We start from the raw sequence: 14,749 nt of genomic DNA, 5'->3' as shown, positions 1-14,749 counted from the left end.
TGTTCTCCGCTCCCACCCTACGGAATGGCACACTGCGGAGGTGCTGACAGCGGAGCGTGAAGCCGAGGTGGAGGCCCTGCTCACGCGTACCGCTGCGTGGGCTCGCGGCCAGGAAGGCGTTGTGGCGCTTGGCCTGGCGGGCTCGTGGGCGCGAGGTGCGGCGCGCATGGACTCCGACGTGGACCTGATCGTGCTCACTGGGGACACCTCCCGCTACATCGAGGACGAAGGGTGGATCGCGGCGCTGGGTGGGCGTGAGGTTCTGCGCACCCAACGGTGGGGCCTCTGGCTCACCGAACGCCGCTTCAGCACGGGGTCGGGCCTTGAAGTGGAGGTCGACGTGACCGAAACCGCTTGGGCCGCAACGAATCCCGTGGACCCGGTAACGGCGTCAGTGGTGGGCGGCGGGCTGCGCGTGCTCCACGACCCGCACGGGCAGCTGCGCGCGTTGGTGGGCGCGTTGCTGGGCACCGAGAACGGCGAACGTCGCGAAGACGGTGGCGAGCACCAGGCCTCCGGCCGCACCTAGCGTGAGCAGATCCGGCGCGAGCAGCGGCTGGCCGCGCAATGCCTGCCATACCACGAGGATGAAGAGCCCGAGGTAGGCCGCGGACCCGATGAGCACGAGACGGGTCCGTACGCGCTCGACGCGCAGCACAGCGACCTTCGCGGACAGCGCCGCGAGCCCGAAAGCCAACAGGGGTAACAGTTGTAGCGCGTGCAGGCCGACGAAGTGGCCGATGCGGAGGTCACCGCCGGTGATGCTCCAGTTGGTCAGCGGCAGGCCCGGGCCGCCGTCCGGAACGCCGACGCTGTGCCCGCCGATGACCGTACCGGTCCCCGCGCGCAGGGCCGCGACCTGACCGGGCTGCGCGTTGAAGATCATGAGGAAGCCGGAGAGCATGCCGAGCAGCGCGACCACGACCCCGGCCCTGATCGCCATCGCCATCGGCCGTTCCAGGTGGTTGCGCAGCGACAGCTGGACCGAGAGCGCCACGACGGCGATGAGCATCAGGTAGATGCTGTACGCGAAGATCGGTTGCAGCAGCTCGTTGATGCCGGCTTCCTGGTTGTAGTGGCTCAGCTTCGCCCGCGCCGCCTGGAACACCACTATCGCGACGTCCACGCTCAGCGTCACCGCGATGGTCGTGCCCAGCCACCACCCCCACCGCCTGCCGCGCTGTTGCAACGACAGCAGCCAGGCCAACGTGCCCGCGTAGACCACTGACGAGATGCCGAACTTCAGCGGCTTCAGCCACACCGGGGCGCCGGTGAGCGTCCGGTCGTCGACGAGCAGTCCGACCGCCGCGACCGCGGTCAGCCCCAGCATCACCGCCACCATGATCATCAGGGGTCGGTGCCAGCGCAACGCTGCCGCCACAACGCGCATCGGGAACTCCCACGGGCTCGACAGGGATCGGGACGTCCTCGATCCTGCGCCGCCACCCGGGGTGGGCGCGCTGGTGAAAACCACCGAGCTGGGGTGGGGTTTACCTCAGGTCCGTACTGAGGAAAGCCGGATAGAGCGGCATCGGGGGCACGTCCCACCGCTCGGTCGCCGCCAGCAGTCGCCGCATCGTCTCTGCCGTCGCGGGCAGCTCCGGCACTTCGCGCAGCAGGATTTCCCAGCGGTAGCGCACCAACTGGCGCAGGCTCGGCACCGGACGCCGCGTTCTGTGCAACGGCCTGTCCTCTTCGAGCACGCGCGGAGTGAGGCTGGTGGTCGCGTCCACGGTCCACGCGAGCATCCCGAGCCGCATGCCTTCGCGCCACACCTCGTCGTCGAGCAATTCGGAGTGGCCCTTCACGACCTCGGACCGGTACGCGTCCTCGATAGAGGCCTGAACCCCTTGCGGGAGGCGGAAAACACACCAGCACGAGGAGAACGGCATCCGCGTGTAGACGGCGTCGATGAACACCGAGTGGTACTCGGCGCCCTCGAAGTCCAGCATTCGCACACGGTCCGGGAAGAGCAGGTTGTTGTCCGGACAGATGTCACCGGGGGAGTAGACCGGGAACTGCGTCAGCCCGTTCACCAGCGAGATCTCCGACATCAAGCCGTCCGGCGCGGTCACGCCCAGCGAGTCGAGCACCGCCGGTAGGCCTTCTACGGCCTTGTGAATCCAGTCGTTGGTGTCCGACTGCTGCTCGCCGCGGTCGTATCGGGCGCGCAGCGCGGCGAACTCCTCCTCGCGGCCCACGGACTCCGCGGCCAGTCGCCCGTACGCGCGCGCCCACGCGAGAAGCGCTTCCCGTGCCTTATCAGTGGAATCGCCGAGCAGTGCGTCGGCGAGGCTCGGCGCGGCACCGAGGTCTTCCATGACCAGCAACGGGAACTCGGTGTCGACCGCGAGCAGTTTGGGGCCAGCACCAGCGCCGAGTGCCAGTCCCGCGGCCTCGGCGGTGAAACAGCGCAACGCCTCCGGCTCGTCGCGGTATGCCTTGACGACCACGGACTCACCGTCGCTCGTCGTGCACCGGAGCACTGTGGAGCGCGGTGACCCACCGAGATCCGTGGGCGAAGTCAACGCCGCGCCGAGCAAGGCCGACGCCGTGCGGAGAATCGCGTCTGTCACCGGTTCCCGGCCAGCAGTTGGCTCAGCGCGGGGTCCAGTGCCCGGCCATTCGCCGCGACCGACACCGTGCCGCCGTTCGCGCGCGCGATCTGGTTCAGCGGCGCCCTGTCCACGTCAGCGCCGAACGCGATGAAACTGATCGACAGCGGCTTGTCGTCGCTGCGCAGCTTGTTCAGCTCGGTTTGCAGCGCTTGCAGGTTGATCCCGCCATCGTTGGAGCCGTCGGTGACGACCACGATCCGGTTCGTCCTGCCCTGCTCGTAGTTCTCCATCGCGGAGCGGTAGACGGCCAGCACGCTGGTATAGGTCTGCGTCGCGCTCGTCGGCTTGAGGCCGTTGATGGCGTCAATCAGCGTCGTTCGCTGCTGCGACACCGGTTTCGTCGGTGCGAGCTGCTTATAAGGCTTCGCGCCGTCGAGCGAGCGGGAGAACTCCCACAAGCCGAACAGGCCGCCGACAGAGCGTTCCACCTGCCCGCGCAACGCCTTCTTCAGCCACGACATCCGAGTCTGTCCGTCGCCGCCGTCTTGCGTCATCGAGCGGGAGACGTCGACCAGCACGGTCACCGCCTGCGCGCCCGCGCCCGAGCTGGCCCACGCGGCGGAGATCTGCTGCGTGCTGTCCGCGTCGGCAGGCTCCAGCGCTTCCGGGGTAGCGGCCCAACGGATGCCCGGCGCCGGGTTCGGCCGTTCTTGAGTGGAGCCGACGCGCACACCCGACTGCTGTGCGAGCAGACGCTGCTGGTCGGGCTCCTTCAAGAAGTCGCTGAACCGCTGCGCGGCGCGCACCTGCACGTCGTCGGTCAGCTCGCCGGCGAGCGCGACGAACGGGTAGTCGGCGGTCGGCGTCGGTCCGCCCACCTGCACCCCGGCGAGCGTGCGCACGGGGCTCGCGGCCCCGTCCTTGCCCACGTTGCGGCGGTAGAGGTCGGCCTCGACCACGGGAACGGCCTCGAAGGGCGCCTTGGCCAGGTCCTCCACCTTGCCCAGCTCCACCAGCGCCTCCAGCGTGGTCGTCGCGGGCTTGGCGGTGTTGGCCGTGGCCAGCCGGTTCATCACGTCCTTGATCCGGTCGTCGGAGAGCATCTCCGTGGTGACCGGCCCCCTGCCCTTCGCGCTGGAGCCCGCGAGCGCGGACTGGATCGCCAGCGCGCTCGCCGGGTTGCGCGCGGGGTCCGGGATGGTCAGCGTCAGCGCGCCCCACTCCGGCTTCTGGAAGCGGCTCCAGCCATCGCCGGCCGACGCCAGGTCGGGCAGGTCCGACCAGCGGAAGGAGCTTCCGGAGAGCATCGCGGCCCCGGCCTGCTCCGGAACGGCGAGCAGCACCGGGCTGGTCGCGACGGAGGTGGGGGTGGAGCCCAGCAGCGCGGCGTTGGCGGCCTTCAGCTGGTTCACCCACAGCGTGGACTCCGGCAGCCACGCCGACGGCGGCGGACCGACCTTGGCCTGGTCCCAGCCCTGGCTGAGGTTCTGCAGCGTCATGGCCGAGTCCATCGCCTGGACCTCGACCAGCACGCAGTGGTTGCGGATCACCGGGCGTTGCGCGGCCCACGCGGTGGCAGCCTGCTGCACCGGCTCGGCGATCGAGGGCGCAACGGCCACGCGCAGCGTCGCCTCACCCTCGGGGCAGCCCTCGCTGCTGCTGGCTGCCCGCTCGTCGACGATGCCGCTGACGTAGTCCCAGGTGAACCACCCCAGGCCCAGCACGGCAACGACGGCGACAGCCACGATCGGCCACAGTGCCACCCCGCGCCGGGTTTTCAGCAGTTCCGCGCGGTGTCGACCCATCAGCGACGTCCCTTTCCAGCGCCTGGCTCGCGAATGCTCAACGTAGTCGGCGCCGGGCTACATCGCCCCGACAGTGAAGCCCGGTCGTCCGAGTCACGCTAACAGGTGAAGTCAGTTCGTCAAGAAATGCGACATGGGGTGGACAGAGTGTTACCGGTCGGCTCCAACGGAGTAACGAAGGAGGCGCTGGCACAGCTCGATCAGCGCCTGGCGCAACGGCGTCGCGCGCTCGGCGAAGGCGGCTTGGGCCTTCACGTACTCCGCGCGCCCCTCCGGCGTCTCGATCCGCACGGGCGCGTAGCCCAGCTCGGCGAGTTCGTAGGGACTGGCGCGCATGTCCAGTTCGCGGACGTCCACGGCCAGCTCGAAGCAGTCCGCCAGCAGGTCGCTCGGTGTGAACGGCGCCAGCTTGTAGCTGTGCTTGAAAAGATCCATGTTCGCGTGCAAGCAGCCAGGCTGCTCGAGCGCGACCTGTGACTCACGTGTGGGCTGCACGGCGTTGAGCGGCCGTGCGGGCTCGGTGAAGAACCTAAAGGCGTCGAAGTGGCTGCACGCGACCCGCGAGTCCTCGACGACGCCGTCTGTGCCGTCGTGCCCTAGGCGCAACGACCAGCCGGTGTGCCGAACTTCCTCGGGAGTCGTGCGGTAGACCATCGCCCACTCATGGAGACCGAAGCACCCCAAGCGCGGCGGACGTGACGCGGTGGCAGTGAGCAGCGCGAGCACGAACTCGGCAGTGCGGCGCCGGGCATCGGTGAACGTCACCGGGTCGAGCGCGACGCCGTGCTCAACAGCCGAGTAGCCGGCCCACTCCAAGTACTCGTCTGCGCCCTGTAAGACGACGTCGGGGCCTGGGTGCCACCGCTCCAACCGCGAGGGGCGGAAGGAGTAGTAGGTGAAGAGGAAGTCCAAGACGGGATGCTTGAGTCCTTTAATGCGTCGCTCGCGGTGTCCCTGCGTCCACGGACTGACGCGCGCGAGATGGGCGTCACGGCGCGCACGCCACTCCGCCTCGCTCAACACCACGGTCATGCCGCACAGCGTATTAGTGCGGCGCGATGCGGAATCCGCCGGTGACCGCCTCGGCCAGGTACAGGGAGCGCTTCTTGCTCGCGTTCCACCGCGCGCGCAACGCGGACGACAGGTCGGACACCGCGAAGTCCTTCGTCAGCGCACCAGAAGCCGCGAGCATGTGGATCGCCGAGTAGGCCGACTCCGTGATGCTGGACAACGGAGCGGCCGTGGCACCGAACCGCTCGCGGTAGCGGCTCAGGAAGTCCTTGTTGCGCTTGGAGTCCACTTCCTGGAAGTAGCCGAACGTCGCCCACACACCACGCGACGCGTCTCCGCCGGTGAGCTCGCGCGTGGACTCGTCGTAGGCCATCGACAATGTTCGACACCGGTCGCGCAGCCCCGCGCAGTGGGACTGCCGTTCGAACAGTGCCGAGTCCGAACCCACGAAGGTCGACACCACCACGTCCGCGCGGCTGGCGACGATGTCCTCGATGACGTCGGAGAAGTCGTGGGTGCCCATCGGCTTGTAGCGCTCACCGGCCACTGTGCCGCCAAGACGCTCCACGAGCCCCCGTGCCGTCGCGTTCATGACGCGCGGCCACACGTAGTCATTGCCCGCGAGGAAGACATTGGTGCCGGTGCTCTTCATCAGCACGGGGAGCGCGGTGCTCAACTGTGTCGACGGACGTTCACCGAGCCGCACGACATTGGGGGAGTACCGGCCACCTTCGTTGATCGGTGTGTGCACGAGCAGCACTCCGAGGCGCCGCGCCAGCCTCGCGATCACCGGGAACACCGCCGACGTGCAGTTCGTGACCACCACCCGGCAACCGTCTACGCCGACCAATCGCCGAAACTGCTCCGCGCCGACCTCAGGGACACTGGCGTCGTCGCGCACCACGACCTGCACACGGGCTCCACCGTCGGCATTGACCTCGTCAGCCGCCATCAGGGCCAGCCGCTCGGTGGTGGCACCGAAGATGCTCGCGGGGCCGGATTTGCTGACGAGCACGCCGATCCGCACTGTTCCGGGCTCGGCGCGCTCTTCGATCGGGTCGTAGCCGCGTTGTCGCAGCAGCCAGGTCACGGCGTCTCCGGGGACTTCGACGTCTAATCGCACCGTTGTGCCGGAACCGTCCTTCGCGGGCAGCATCGTGCAGGTCACCGTTCCCGGCCACGGTGTCTGCTGCTCGATGACGATGCGCCGTGGCGGGTCGAGCACGGCAATTCGGCCCGTGGCCTCGATCGTGGCGCTCGACGGATCAGCGGGGTTCACGGGGAGGTCGAACCGCACGAGCCCGCCGACGCGCATCGCGCCGTAGTCGGCGCCGAAGAGCCAGCCAGCCGAGTCGTCGCTGCCCAGCAGGGCGAACACGTCCCCGGGGAGCAGGGGCACGTGCCGTTGCTGGGTCAGGACGAGGTTCCCCACCGCGTCCCTTCGACCTCGGCGGAGCGCTGTTCGGCGACAGCGGCCAAGGAGTCCAGCGAGGCGCCGTAGAGCGAGCTGAGGAAGCTGAGCACCTCGTTCATCGGCTCGACCCGCAGGGAGTAGTAGCGGTACTTGCCCGCGCGCCGCTCCTGGACCATGCCCGCGTCGCGCAGAACCTTGAGCTGCATGGAGACCGCCGTGCGGCCGATGTGGTCGAACCGCGACGCGAGATCGGAGACGGTCAGTTCGCCGTGCTCGGAGAGAAGGCTCAGAACGGCGCGGCGGGTGTCGTCGGCCAGCGCGTCGAACGCGCCGGAGGAACTGCCCGAGATCTGGCTCACCGAACCGCCCGCCGCCCGCGAAGTTGAAGATCGGCAGGGTATCGCCGCGTTTGCCACCCTGGCAAACCGTCCCTCGGAAGGTCGAAGTCCAGGCGTGGCGGCCCGAAGTCGGGTCAAGATCCATTGACACGATCCTCGGGGCGTCCATACCCTTTGCGGTGTCTGGGAATCCGCACGGACCACCGCACAAGAACCTTGGCGCAGAAGGGAACCGTCGTCGATGGGCATAGTCCCTCCGTCCGTCGCGGAGCTCAGGAAGATCGCGGAGCGCCACGGCCTGTCCCTCGACGACGACGCGCTCGCGTCCTTCCGCGATCTGATGGCACCGACCCTCGCCTCCTACGCCGAGGTCGAGCGGCTCCACGCCGAGCGGGCCCCCGAACCGCTCCGGCGGGAGCACGCGGTCCCCTCCCCGGAGGGGAACCCGCTCAACGCCTGGTGCGTGCGCACCGACCTGCGCACGCACCGGGACGGCCCGCTGGCCGGACGCACCCTGGTGGTCAAGGACAACATCGCCGTCGGCGGCGTCCCGATGGCCAACGGCTCCCGCGCACTGCGGGGATTCGTGCCGCGCGCCGACGCGACCGTGATCACCAGGGTGCTCGACGCGGGGGTGCGGATCATCGGCAAGGGCACCTGCGAGGACCTCGGCTACTCCGCGGGCAGCCACACCGGAGCCGACGGGCCCGTGCGCAACCCGTGGGACCCCGAGCGCTCCGCCGGCGGCTCCTCCTCCGGTCCCGCCGTGCTGGTCGCCACTGGCGAGGCGGACCTCGCGCTCGGCGGGGACCAGGGCGGCTCGCTGCGGGTGCCCGCCGCGTTCAGCGGAATCGTCGGGCACAAGCCCACCCACGGCCTGGTCCCGTGCACCGGCGCCTTCCCGATGGAGAACACGCTGGACCACCTCGGCCCCATGGCGGCGACGGTCACCGACGTGGCGACGCTGCTCGGCGTGCTGGCCGGGCCGGACGGCCTCGACCCCAGGCAGGGCCCCGGCGCGGAGCCCGTCGACTACCTCGCCGACCTCGACTCCGGCGTCGCGGGCCTGCGGATCGGTGTGCTGACCGAGGGTTTCGGCCTGCCGGGGCTGTCCGACCCCCGGGTGGACGAGGCCGTGCGCGCCGCGGCCCACCGGCTCGGCGCTGACGTTCGCGAGATCAGCGTTCCCTGGCACATCAAGGGTTTCGACGTCTGGAAGGTGATCGCCACCGATGGCATCGCCTGGCAGATGATCGACGGCAACGGCCTCGCGCGAGGGGTGCCCGGCCCGATGGACCCGGAGCTGGTCGCGCACTTCGGCGCCGGGCGGGCCGAGCACGCGGACTCCTTCTCCGAGACCGTCAAGCTGGTCACCCTCAACGGCGCCTACACCCTGGGCCGCTACCACGGCGCGCACTACGCCATGGCGCGCAACCTGGTTCCGGAGCTGATCGCGGGCTACGACGCCGCACTGTCCGAAGTGGACGTCCTGGTGCTGCCGACCGTGCCGCACGTGGCGAACCCCTTGCCAGGCAAGGACTCCTCGCGCGCGGAGTACGTGGGTGCCGCGCTGGGCATGGTGAACAACGTGGCCCCGCTCGACGCGAGCGGGCACCCGGCGACGGCGGTGCCCGTGGGGCTGGTCGACGGCCTGCCGGTCAGCATGATGATCGTCGGCCCCCGATTACGCGACGACCTCTGCCTGCGCGTGGCGCGGGCGCACGAGGTGGCCATGGGGGGCTTCCCCGCGCCACAACGGATTCCGAGCACGGCGAGAGCGTGAGACGACGATGACCAAGCCCCCGAACCCCGGTCGCGGCACCAGGAACCCGGGCCGACTGGACCCGCAGATCTTCTTCTGGCAGCCCGAGGAGGGCGCGCGGCACGCGATCCCCGGCGCGCACGCCGACTACGAGCTCGGCGAGCAGGGGCAGTCGCTGTGCGCGCAGCCCGTCCGGGTCCGCGCCGCCTCGGAGTCGGAGTGGATCGCCTTCCCCACCTGCGACAAGTGCTGGCAGGCGGCGAAGTCGCTGCACGGCGAACTCAAGACCGCCCGCCCCCGCCTCCTCTAGCCACTCCCCGAAACGCCCCGGCACCCGCTGGTGTGGGGCGTTTTTCTGTGCCCGCGCCACGCCACCGCGGTCGTCTCAGCCGTCGTCAAAGCCCTGAATGACTCAGTGAGGGCGCTCAAGTACCTCAATGAGTCATTCAGGGCGTAAGGGCGGGCGGCTAGCCGACGTGGGTGGCGTCGCGGACGGTGCCCACGTACTCCTCGACCAGGTCCTCCATCGCGACGATGCCCAGCACCTCCCCGGTGGAGGAGACGGCCGTGGCCAGGTGGCTCTGCGCGCGCCGCAGGGCCGCCAGGGCCTCGTCCAGGCCGGCGTCGGCGGGGATCGCGGGCAGGCCGCGCACCCGACCGGCCGGGACCGGCGTCTCGGGGGTCGCGCCCACCTGGTCCAGCACGTCCTTCACGTGCAGGTAGCCGCGCATCGAGCCGTCGGCGGCGCGGACCGGGAAGCGCGAGTACCCGGTGCTCGTCACCGCGCGCTCCACGTCACCCACGGACGGGTTCTCCGGCAGCGTGGTGAGCCGGTCCATCGGCACCAGCACGTCGGCGACGGCGCGGTCGGTGGAGGAGAGCGTCTTGGCCAGCCTGCGGTGCTCGGAGGCGTCGAGCAGGCCCTCCCTGCGGGACTCCGCGATCAGCGCGGAGAGCTCGTCGGAGGTGTAGGCGGTGTCCAGCTCGTCCTTGGGCTCCACCTTCATCAGCCGCAGCGTCCCGTTGGCCGCCACGTTGAACAGCTGGATCAGCGGGTTCACCAGCCGGACGAACGCGACGTGCAGCGGCACGAGCAGGATCGCCGAGCGCTCGGGCCCGGCGATCGCGATGTTCTTCGGCACCATCTCGCCGAGGACGATGTGCAGCACCACCACGATCGCCATCGCCAGCACGAACGCGAGCGGGTCCAGCACCGCCTGCGGCACGCCGAGCGGGCCGAGCAGCGACTCCAGCTGGTCGGCGACGGCGGGCTTGCCGAGGTTGCCGAGCACCAGCGAGCAGATCGTGATGCCCAGCTGCGCGCCCGCCAGCATCAGCGAGACCTGCTCGGAGGCCTTGATCACGGTGCGCGCCCCGGCCACGCCCTGTTCCGCCAGAGCTTCGAGGCGATCGCGCCGCGCGCTGATCAGGGAGAACTCCGCGGCCACGAAGAAAGCGTTGGCCAGCAGCAACAACAGCGAGATGGTGACGGCCAGGGAGTTGTTCATCGGGCCGCCTCCTTCTGCTGCGCGGTGCCCGCGGTGTCCACAGTGGACTCGGGCTCGGGGACCTTGGACACGCGCAGTTCGGCGATGCGGTGCCGGTCCATCCGCAGCACGGTCAGCCGCCAGCCGTCGTAGCGCACCTCGTCGTTGACCGACGGGATGCGGCCGAGCCGGTAGAGCACGAAGCCCGCGATCGTCTCGTAGTACTCGTCGTCGGGCACGCGCAGGCCGGTCGCCTCGTCGACCTCGTCCAGCCGAAGCAGTCCGGAGACCACCCAGCTGAGCTTGCCGAGCGGGCGCACCGGCGCGATCTCGTTGCGGTCGTGCTCGTCGCGGACGTCGCCGACGATCTCCTCGACCAGGTCCTCCAGCGTGACCAGGCCCGCGGTGCCGCCGTACTCGTCGACGACGACGGCGGTCTGCAGGCCCGAGCCGCGCAGGCGGTCCAGCAGCGCGTCGCCCTCCAACGTCTCCGGCACCGTCGGCACCGGGCGGCACAGCGCGACGACCCTGGTGGTGGCGCGCTCCTCGCGGGGGACGCCGAACGCCTGCTTCACGTGCACAACGCCCTGGATCTCGTCCAGGTCACCGGTGTGCACGGGGAAACGCGAGAAGCCCGTCCGCCGTGCCACCTCGACCAGGTCGAGCACGGTCGCGTCCGCGCGCAGGGCCTCCACCCGCACGCGCGGGGTCATCAGCTCCTCCGCGTTGCGCTCGCCGAAGCGCAGCGAGCGGTCCAGCAGCGTCGCGGTGCCCTGGTCGATGGTGCCGCCGGCGGCGCTGGAGCGGACCAGCGAGCCCAGCTCGTGCGGGGAGCGGGCGGAGCGCAGCTCCTCGGCGGGCTCGACGCCGAAGCGCCGGACGATCCAGTTCGCCGAGCCGTTGAGCGCGGTGATCAGCCAGCGGAAGGCCGAGGAGAACCCGGCCTGCAACCCGGCGACCATCCGGGCGGTGCCCAGCGGGCGGGCGATGGCCAGGTTCTTCGGCACCAGCTCGCCGAAGATCATCGACAGCGAGGTCGCCGCCAGCAGCGCGATCGCCAGTGAGATCCCCGCGGCGGCGGACTCACCGAGGCCGAGGCCGACCAGGCCGGGGGTGATCAGCACGGCGAGCGCGGGCTCGGCGAGGTAGCCGGTGACCAGCGTGGTGATCGTGATCCCCAGCTGCGCGCCGGAGAGCTGGAAGGACAGCGTGCGGTGGGCCTTCTGCACGGTGTGCGCCCTGCGGTCCTTCACGAGGTGGACGTGGCTGTCCACCTGGCTGCGCTCCAGCGCGGTGAGGGAGAACTCGGCGGCGACGAAGACCGCGGTGCCGAGGGTGAGCAGGACCACGACGGCGAGGCCGATCAGGCTGAACAGCACGTCGTTCATGAGCTGCCCCGCAGGGAGGAGGCCGGGTACAGATGACAGCCGGGGCTTTCCCCCGGCTCAGTACTACAGGGCTCGCCGCACGGTTCCGAGGAACCGCTGGGTTGTTCGAGCATCCGCTGGGACTGCGGATCGGGCACGGAGGTAGTCACTCCCTTGGTTGAACGGGTTGCTGACCAGTGTAAGTGCTCTTCAGGGCAGCTGTCGCGGCTCAGCCGAGAACTGCGGTGCTCTTGCGCAGCACGACCTCGGCGCCGATCTCGACCGTGCGCGGCGCCGAGGGTGCCTCGCCCTCCAGTGCCAGGCGGGCCGCCCGCTCGCCGATCTCCTCCAGTGGCAGCCGCACGGTGGTCAGCGGCGGCACGAGATCGCTCAGCGTCGGGATGTCGTCGAAGCCCGCGACCGCGATGTCCTCGGGGGAGCGCAGTCCGCGCTCGCGCACGGCCGCCAGCGCTCCGACCGCCATCACGTCGTTCACCGCGAACACGCACTTCGCGCCGGTTCCGCGCTCAAGCAGCTCGTGCATGGCCACGTGCCCGCCGTCGCGGGTGAAAGCGCCGTGCACGACGTTGTGCGCGGCCAGCTCGAGGCCGTGCTCTGCCAGTCCCGCGCGGAAGCCGTCCAGCCGGTCGCGCGCGGCGAGCAGCTTCTCCGGTCCGGCGAGGACGGCGAACTCGCGGTGGCCCTGCGCGGCGAGGCTGGCGGCCAGGTCGTGCGCGCCGAGGGCGTTCGCGGGGACCACGGTGTCGGCGGGCAGGTGCGCCTGGGAGACGCACGCCACGCGGCCGCCCTGGGCCTGGAACGCCGTGATCTCCTCGGCGAGCCGCTGCGTCGCGGAGTCGTCGGTGGTCCTGGTGCCGACCAGCACCACGGCCCGCGCCCGGTGCGCGCGCAAGGTGGACAGCAGCGCCAGCTCGCGCTCCGGCTCGCGGGAGGTGGTGCCCAGCACCACGATCAGCCCGGCCTCCTCGGCGACCCGGGTCACCCCGGCGGCGATGGAGGAGAAGTAGGGGTCGGCGATGTCGTGCACGACCAGGCCGACCAGCGAACTGGTGTTGCGCGCCAACGCCTGCGCCGAGGCATTGGGCAGGTAGCCCAGCTCGCGCGCCGTGGCAAGCACCCGCTCCCGCAGCTCAGCGCTGACCTGGCGCGTGCTGCCGTTGAGCACCCTCGACGCCGTCGCCAGGGACACCTTCGCGTGCTTGGCCACCTCGGCCAGCGTCACCTGATGATGCGCCACCCGTCACCTCCGTACCGGTCAACGGGGCAGCGTAACGGTCTGCCCGGCGGGGCGGAGCTTCCGGCGCCGCGCGTCCCCGGAGAAAGCAGGTGTGAAGTTGTCTCACGTCACACACATTTGAGTACTTCCGGCTCTCGACGAAATCGGGGCCGCGCTCGCTATGGTCCAGACAACGGCACCGGGGCCGTTGGCGTGGTGCTGGCGTGCCCTCGGGGCGACAACGCCAGAGGGAGGACGTCGATCGTGACGGCCACGGAATCCACGAAGCCAGCACAGCAGCGGGGCTTCTTCGGCCACCCGTGGGGGTTGGCCACCCTGTTCTTCACCGAGATGTGGGAGCGCTTCTCCTACTACGGGATGCGGGTCCTGCTGATCTTCTTCCTGACCGCCTCGGTCGCCCAGGGCGGTCTGGGCATGGAGAAGGGGCTGGCGTCCTCGCTGGTCAGCGCCTACGGCGCGGCGATCTACATGTCGGCGCTGGCCGGTGGCTGGATCGCCGACCGGCTGCTCGGCGGGCAGCGCTCGGTGCTCTACGGCGGCGTTCTGATCATGGCCGGCCACATCTGCATGGCCGTTCCAGGCGGCAGCACCACGATCTTCGCCGGGCTGGCGCTGGTCATCCTCGGAACGAGCCTGCTCAAGCCGAACATCTCCACCCTGGTCGGCGGTCTCTACCCCGAGCACGACGCCCGCAGGGACGCCGGTTTCACGATCTTCTACATGGGCGTGAACCTGGGCAGCTTCGCCGGGATCACCATCTCCGGCTGGCTCGGTCAGCAGATCGACTTCCACCTCGGCTTCGGCGCGGCCGCCGTCGGCATGGCGCTCGGCCTGATCCAGTACGTCCTCGGCAGGGGCAACCTCGGCGCGGCCACCGCCGTGCCGGTGAACCCGCTGACCGCCGACGAGCGCGGCAAGGTCCTCGGCCGCATCGGCGCGGGGCTGGCCGCGTTCGTGCTGGTGATCGTCGTGCTGCTGTCGATGGGCTTGCTGGACCTGCCGCTGGTCATCGACGGCATCAGCCTGATGTCGATCCTGCTGCCCGTCGGCTACTTCGCGGTGATGCTGCGCAGCCCGCTGCTCGACGACGACGAGCGCTCCCGGGTCAAGGGCTACATCCCGCTGTTCCTGGCCTCGGTGATGTTCTTCCTGATCTTCGAGCAGGCCGCGAACGTGCTCAACCTCTACGCCAGCGACAAGGTGCAGAACACCGTGCTGGGCATGGAGTTCCCGGCGTCGTGGTTCCAGTCGGTCAACCCCGTCTTCATCCTGCTCTTCGCCCCGCTGATCGCCGCGGTGTGGATGAAGATGGGCCAGCGCCAGCCCTCCACCGCGCGCAAGTTCGCCATCGCCCTGGTGCTGATCGGCGCCTCCTTCGGCGTCATCGTGCTCGCCGACGCGACCAGCGCGGGTGGCCTGGTCAGCCCGCTGTGGCTGCTCGCGGTCTACGCGGTGCAGACCATCGGTGAGCTGCTGCTGTCCCCGATCGGTCTCTCGGTCACCTCGAAGGCCGCGCCGAAGGCGTTCGTGTCGCAGATGATGGCGCTGTGGTTCCTGTCGATCGCGGCGGGCCAGGGCATCGCGGCGCAGCTGGTTCCCTTGTACGGCAACATTCCGGACGCGGTGTACTTCGGCATGTTCGCCGGGGCGGCCGTCGTGCTCGCGGTGCTGCTGTGGGTCAGCGCTCCGAAGATCCGCCTCATGATGCGCGGCGCGGAGTAGCGCTCGTCCCGATCGCGGAGCGGCCCG

12 protein-coding genes are annotated in these 14,749 nt (G+C 70.0%); 4 read left to right on the top strand and 8 right to left on the bottom strand.

All coding sequences use genetic code 11. The features are described 5' to 3' along the window. Positions 1-40: 40 nt before the first annotated feature. Positions 41-529 (top strand): nucleotidyltransferase domain-containing protein, encoded by a 489-nt coding sequence (locus CCN37_RS42250; RefSeq protein WP_371503583.1) that lies wholly within the window; start codon positions 41-43, stop codon positions 527-529. A 961-nt stretch (positions 530-1,490) separates the two neighbouring features. Here the strand turns inward: CCN37_RS42250 and CCN37_RS03170 are convergent. From CCN37_RS03170 to CCN37_RS39605, 5 genes are all read right to left on the bottom strand, one after another. Further along, positions 1,491-2,576, bottom strand: a complete 1,086-nt coding sequence (locus tag CCN37_RS03170; RefSeq protein ID WP_086819102.1) for a hypothetical protein — start codon at positions 2,574-2,576, stop codon at positions 1,491-1,493. After that, complete coding sequence (locus CCN37_RS03165; RefSeq protein WP_086819101.1) at positions 2,573-4,363, bottom strand: substrate-binding domain-containing protein; 1,791 nt, start codon at positions 4,361-4,363, stop codon at positions 2,573-2,575. Before CCN37_RS03165 ends, CCN37_RS03170 begins: the two co-directional genes overlap by 4 nt. 150 nt (positions 4,364-4,513) lie before the next feature. After that, complete coding sequence (locus CCN37_RS03160) at positions 4,514-5,395, bottom strand: 3-methyladenine DNA glycosylase (RefSeq protein ID WP_086819100.1); 882 nt, start codon at positions 5,393-5,395, stop codon at positions 4,514-4,516. 13 nt (positions 5,396-5,408) lie between these two features. After that, positions 5,409-6,806 (bottom strand): ABC transporter substrate-binding protein, encoded by a 1,398-nt coding sequence (locus CCN37_RS03155; RefSeq protein ID WP_086819099.1) that lies wholly within the window; start codon positions 6,804-6,806, stop codon positions 5,409-5,411. Then, positions 6,788-7,147 (bottom strand): helix-turn-helix transcriptional regulator, encoded by a 360-nt coding sequence (locus tag CCN37_RS39605; protein WP_168200498.1) that lies wholly within the window; start codon positions 7,145-7,147, stop codon positions 6,788-6,790. Before CCN37_RS39605 ends, CCN37_RS03155 begins: the two co-directional genes overlap by 19 nt. Before the next feature lie 220 nt (positions 7,148-7,367). Here CCN37_RS39605 and CCN37_RS03145 point away from each other — a divergent pair, with 220 nt between their 5' ends. Continuing rightward, a complete protein-coding gene (locus CCN37_RS03145; RefSeq protein WP_086819097.1) occupies positions 7,368-8,909 on the top strand; it encodes an amidase in 1,542 nt (513 codons plus the stop codon). Positions 8,910-8,916: 7 nt separating this feature from the next. Then, positions 8,917-9,198 carry a zinc finger protein gene (locus CCN37_RS03140; protein ID WP_086819096.1) on the top strand — a complete coding sequence of 94 codons (282 nt, stop codon included), beginning with the start codon at positions 8,917-8,919 and terminating at the stop codon, positions 9,196-9,198. A 157-nt stretch (positions 9,199-9,355) separates the two neighbouring features. Here the strand turns inward: CCN37_RS03140 and CCN37_RS03135 are convergent, their stop codons facing one another. The 3 genes from CCN37_RS03135 to CCN37_RS03125 all read right to left on the bottom strand — a co-directional run bounded on the left by CCN37_RS03135 (position 9,356) and on the right by CCN37_RS03125 (position 13,000). Continuing rightward, a complete protein-coding gene (locus CCN37_RS03135; RefSeq protein ID WP_086819095.1) occupies positions 9,356-10,396 on the bottom strand; it encodes a hemolysin family protein in 1,041 nt (346 codons plus the stop codon). After that, on the bottom strand, positions 10,393-11,763 hold the full coding sequence (locus CCN37_RS03130; RefSeq protein ID WP_086819094.1) for a hemolysin family protein: 1,371 nt from the start codon (positions 11,761-11,763) through the stop codon (positions 10,393-10,395). Before CCN37_RS03130 ends, CCN37_RS03135 begins: the two co-directional genes overlap by 4 nt. A 208-nt stretch (positions 11,764-11,971) precedes the next feature. Continuing rightward, positions 11,972-13,000, bottom strand: coding sequence for a LacI family DNA-binding transcriptional regulator (locus tag CCN37_RS03125; RefSeq protein ID WP_086819093.1), 1,029 nt, complete (start codon positions 12,998-13,000; stop codon positions 11,972-11,974). Positions 13,001-13,243: 243 nt separating this feature from the next. Here CCN37_RS03125 and CCN37_RS03120 point away from each other — a divergent pair, with 243 nt between their 5' ends. Continuing rightward, on the top strand, positions 13,244-14,722 hold the full coding sequence (locus tag CCN37_RS03120; protein ID WP_246842787.1) for a peptide MFS transporter: 1,479 nt from the start codon (positions 13,244-13,246) through the stop codon (positions 14,720-14,722). Positions 14,723-14,749: the final 27 nt, after the last annotated feature.

Source organism: Allokutzneria sp. NRRL B-24872, from assembly GCF_002155965.1.
Lineage (GTDB): Bacteria > Actinomycetota > Actinomycetes > Mycobacteriales > Pseudonocardiaceae > Allokutzneria.
The sequence above is the reverse complement of the archived record's forward strand: the minus strand, read 5'-3'. Positions and strand labels throughout refer to the sequence as shown.

Excerpts from the sequence above, each read along its gene's own strand:
- CCN37_RS03130 (WP_086819094.1), bottom strand. The coding sequence starts at position 11,763 with ATGAACGACGTGCTGTTCAGCCTGATCGGCCTCGCCGTCGTGGTCCTG.
- CCN37_RS03165 (WP_086819101.1), bottom strand. The coding sequence starts at position 4,363 with ATGGGTCGACACCGCGCGGAACTGCTGAAAACCCGGCGCGGGGTGGCA.
- CCN37_RS03160 (WP_086819100.1), bottom strand. The coding sequence starts at position 5,395 with ATGACCGTGGTGTTGAGCGAGGCGGAGTGGCGTGCGCGCCGTGACGCC.
- CCN37_RS03145 (WP_086819097.1), top strand. The coding sequence starts at position 7,368 with ATGGGCATAGTCCCTCCGTCCGTCGCGGAGCTCAGGAAGATCGCGGAG.
- CCN37_RS03140 (WP_086819096.1), top strand. The coding sequence starts at position 8,917 with ATGACCAAGCCCCCGAACCCCGGTCGCGGCACCAGGAACCCGGGCCGA.
- CCN37_RS03135 (WP_086819095.1), bottom strand. The coding sequence starts at position 10,396 with ATGAACAACTCCCTGGCCGTCACCATCTCGCTGTTGTTGCTGCTGGCC.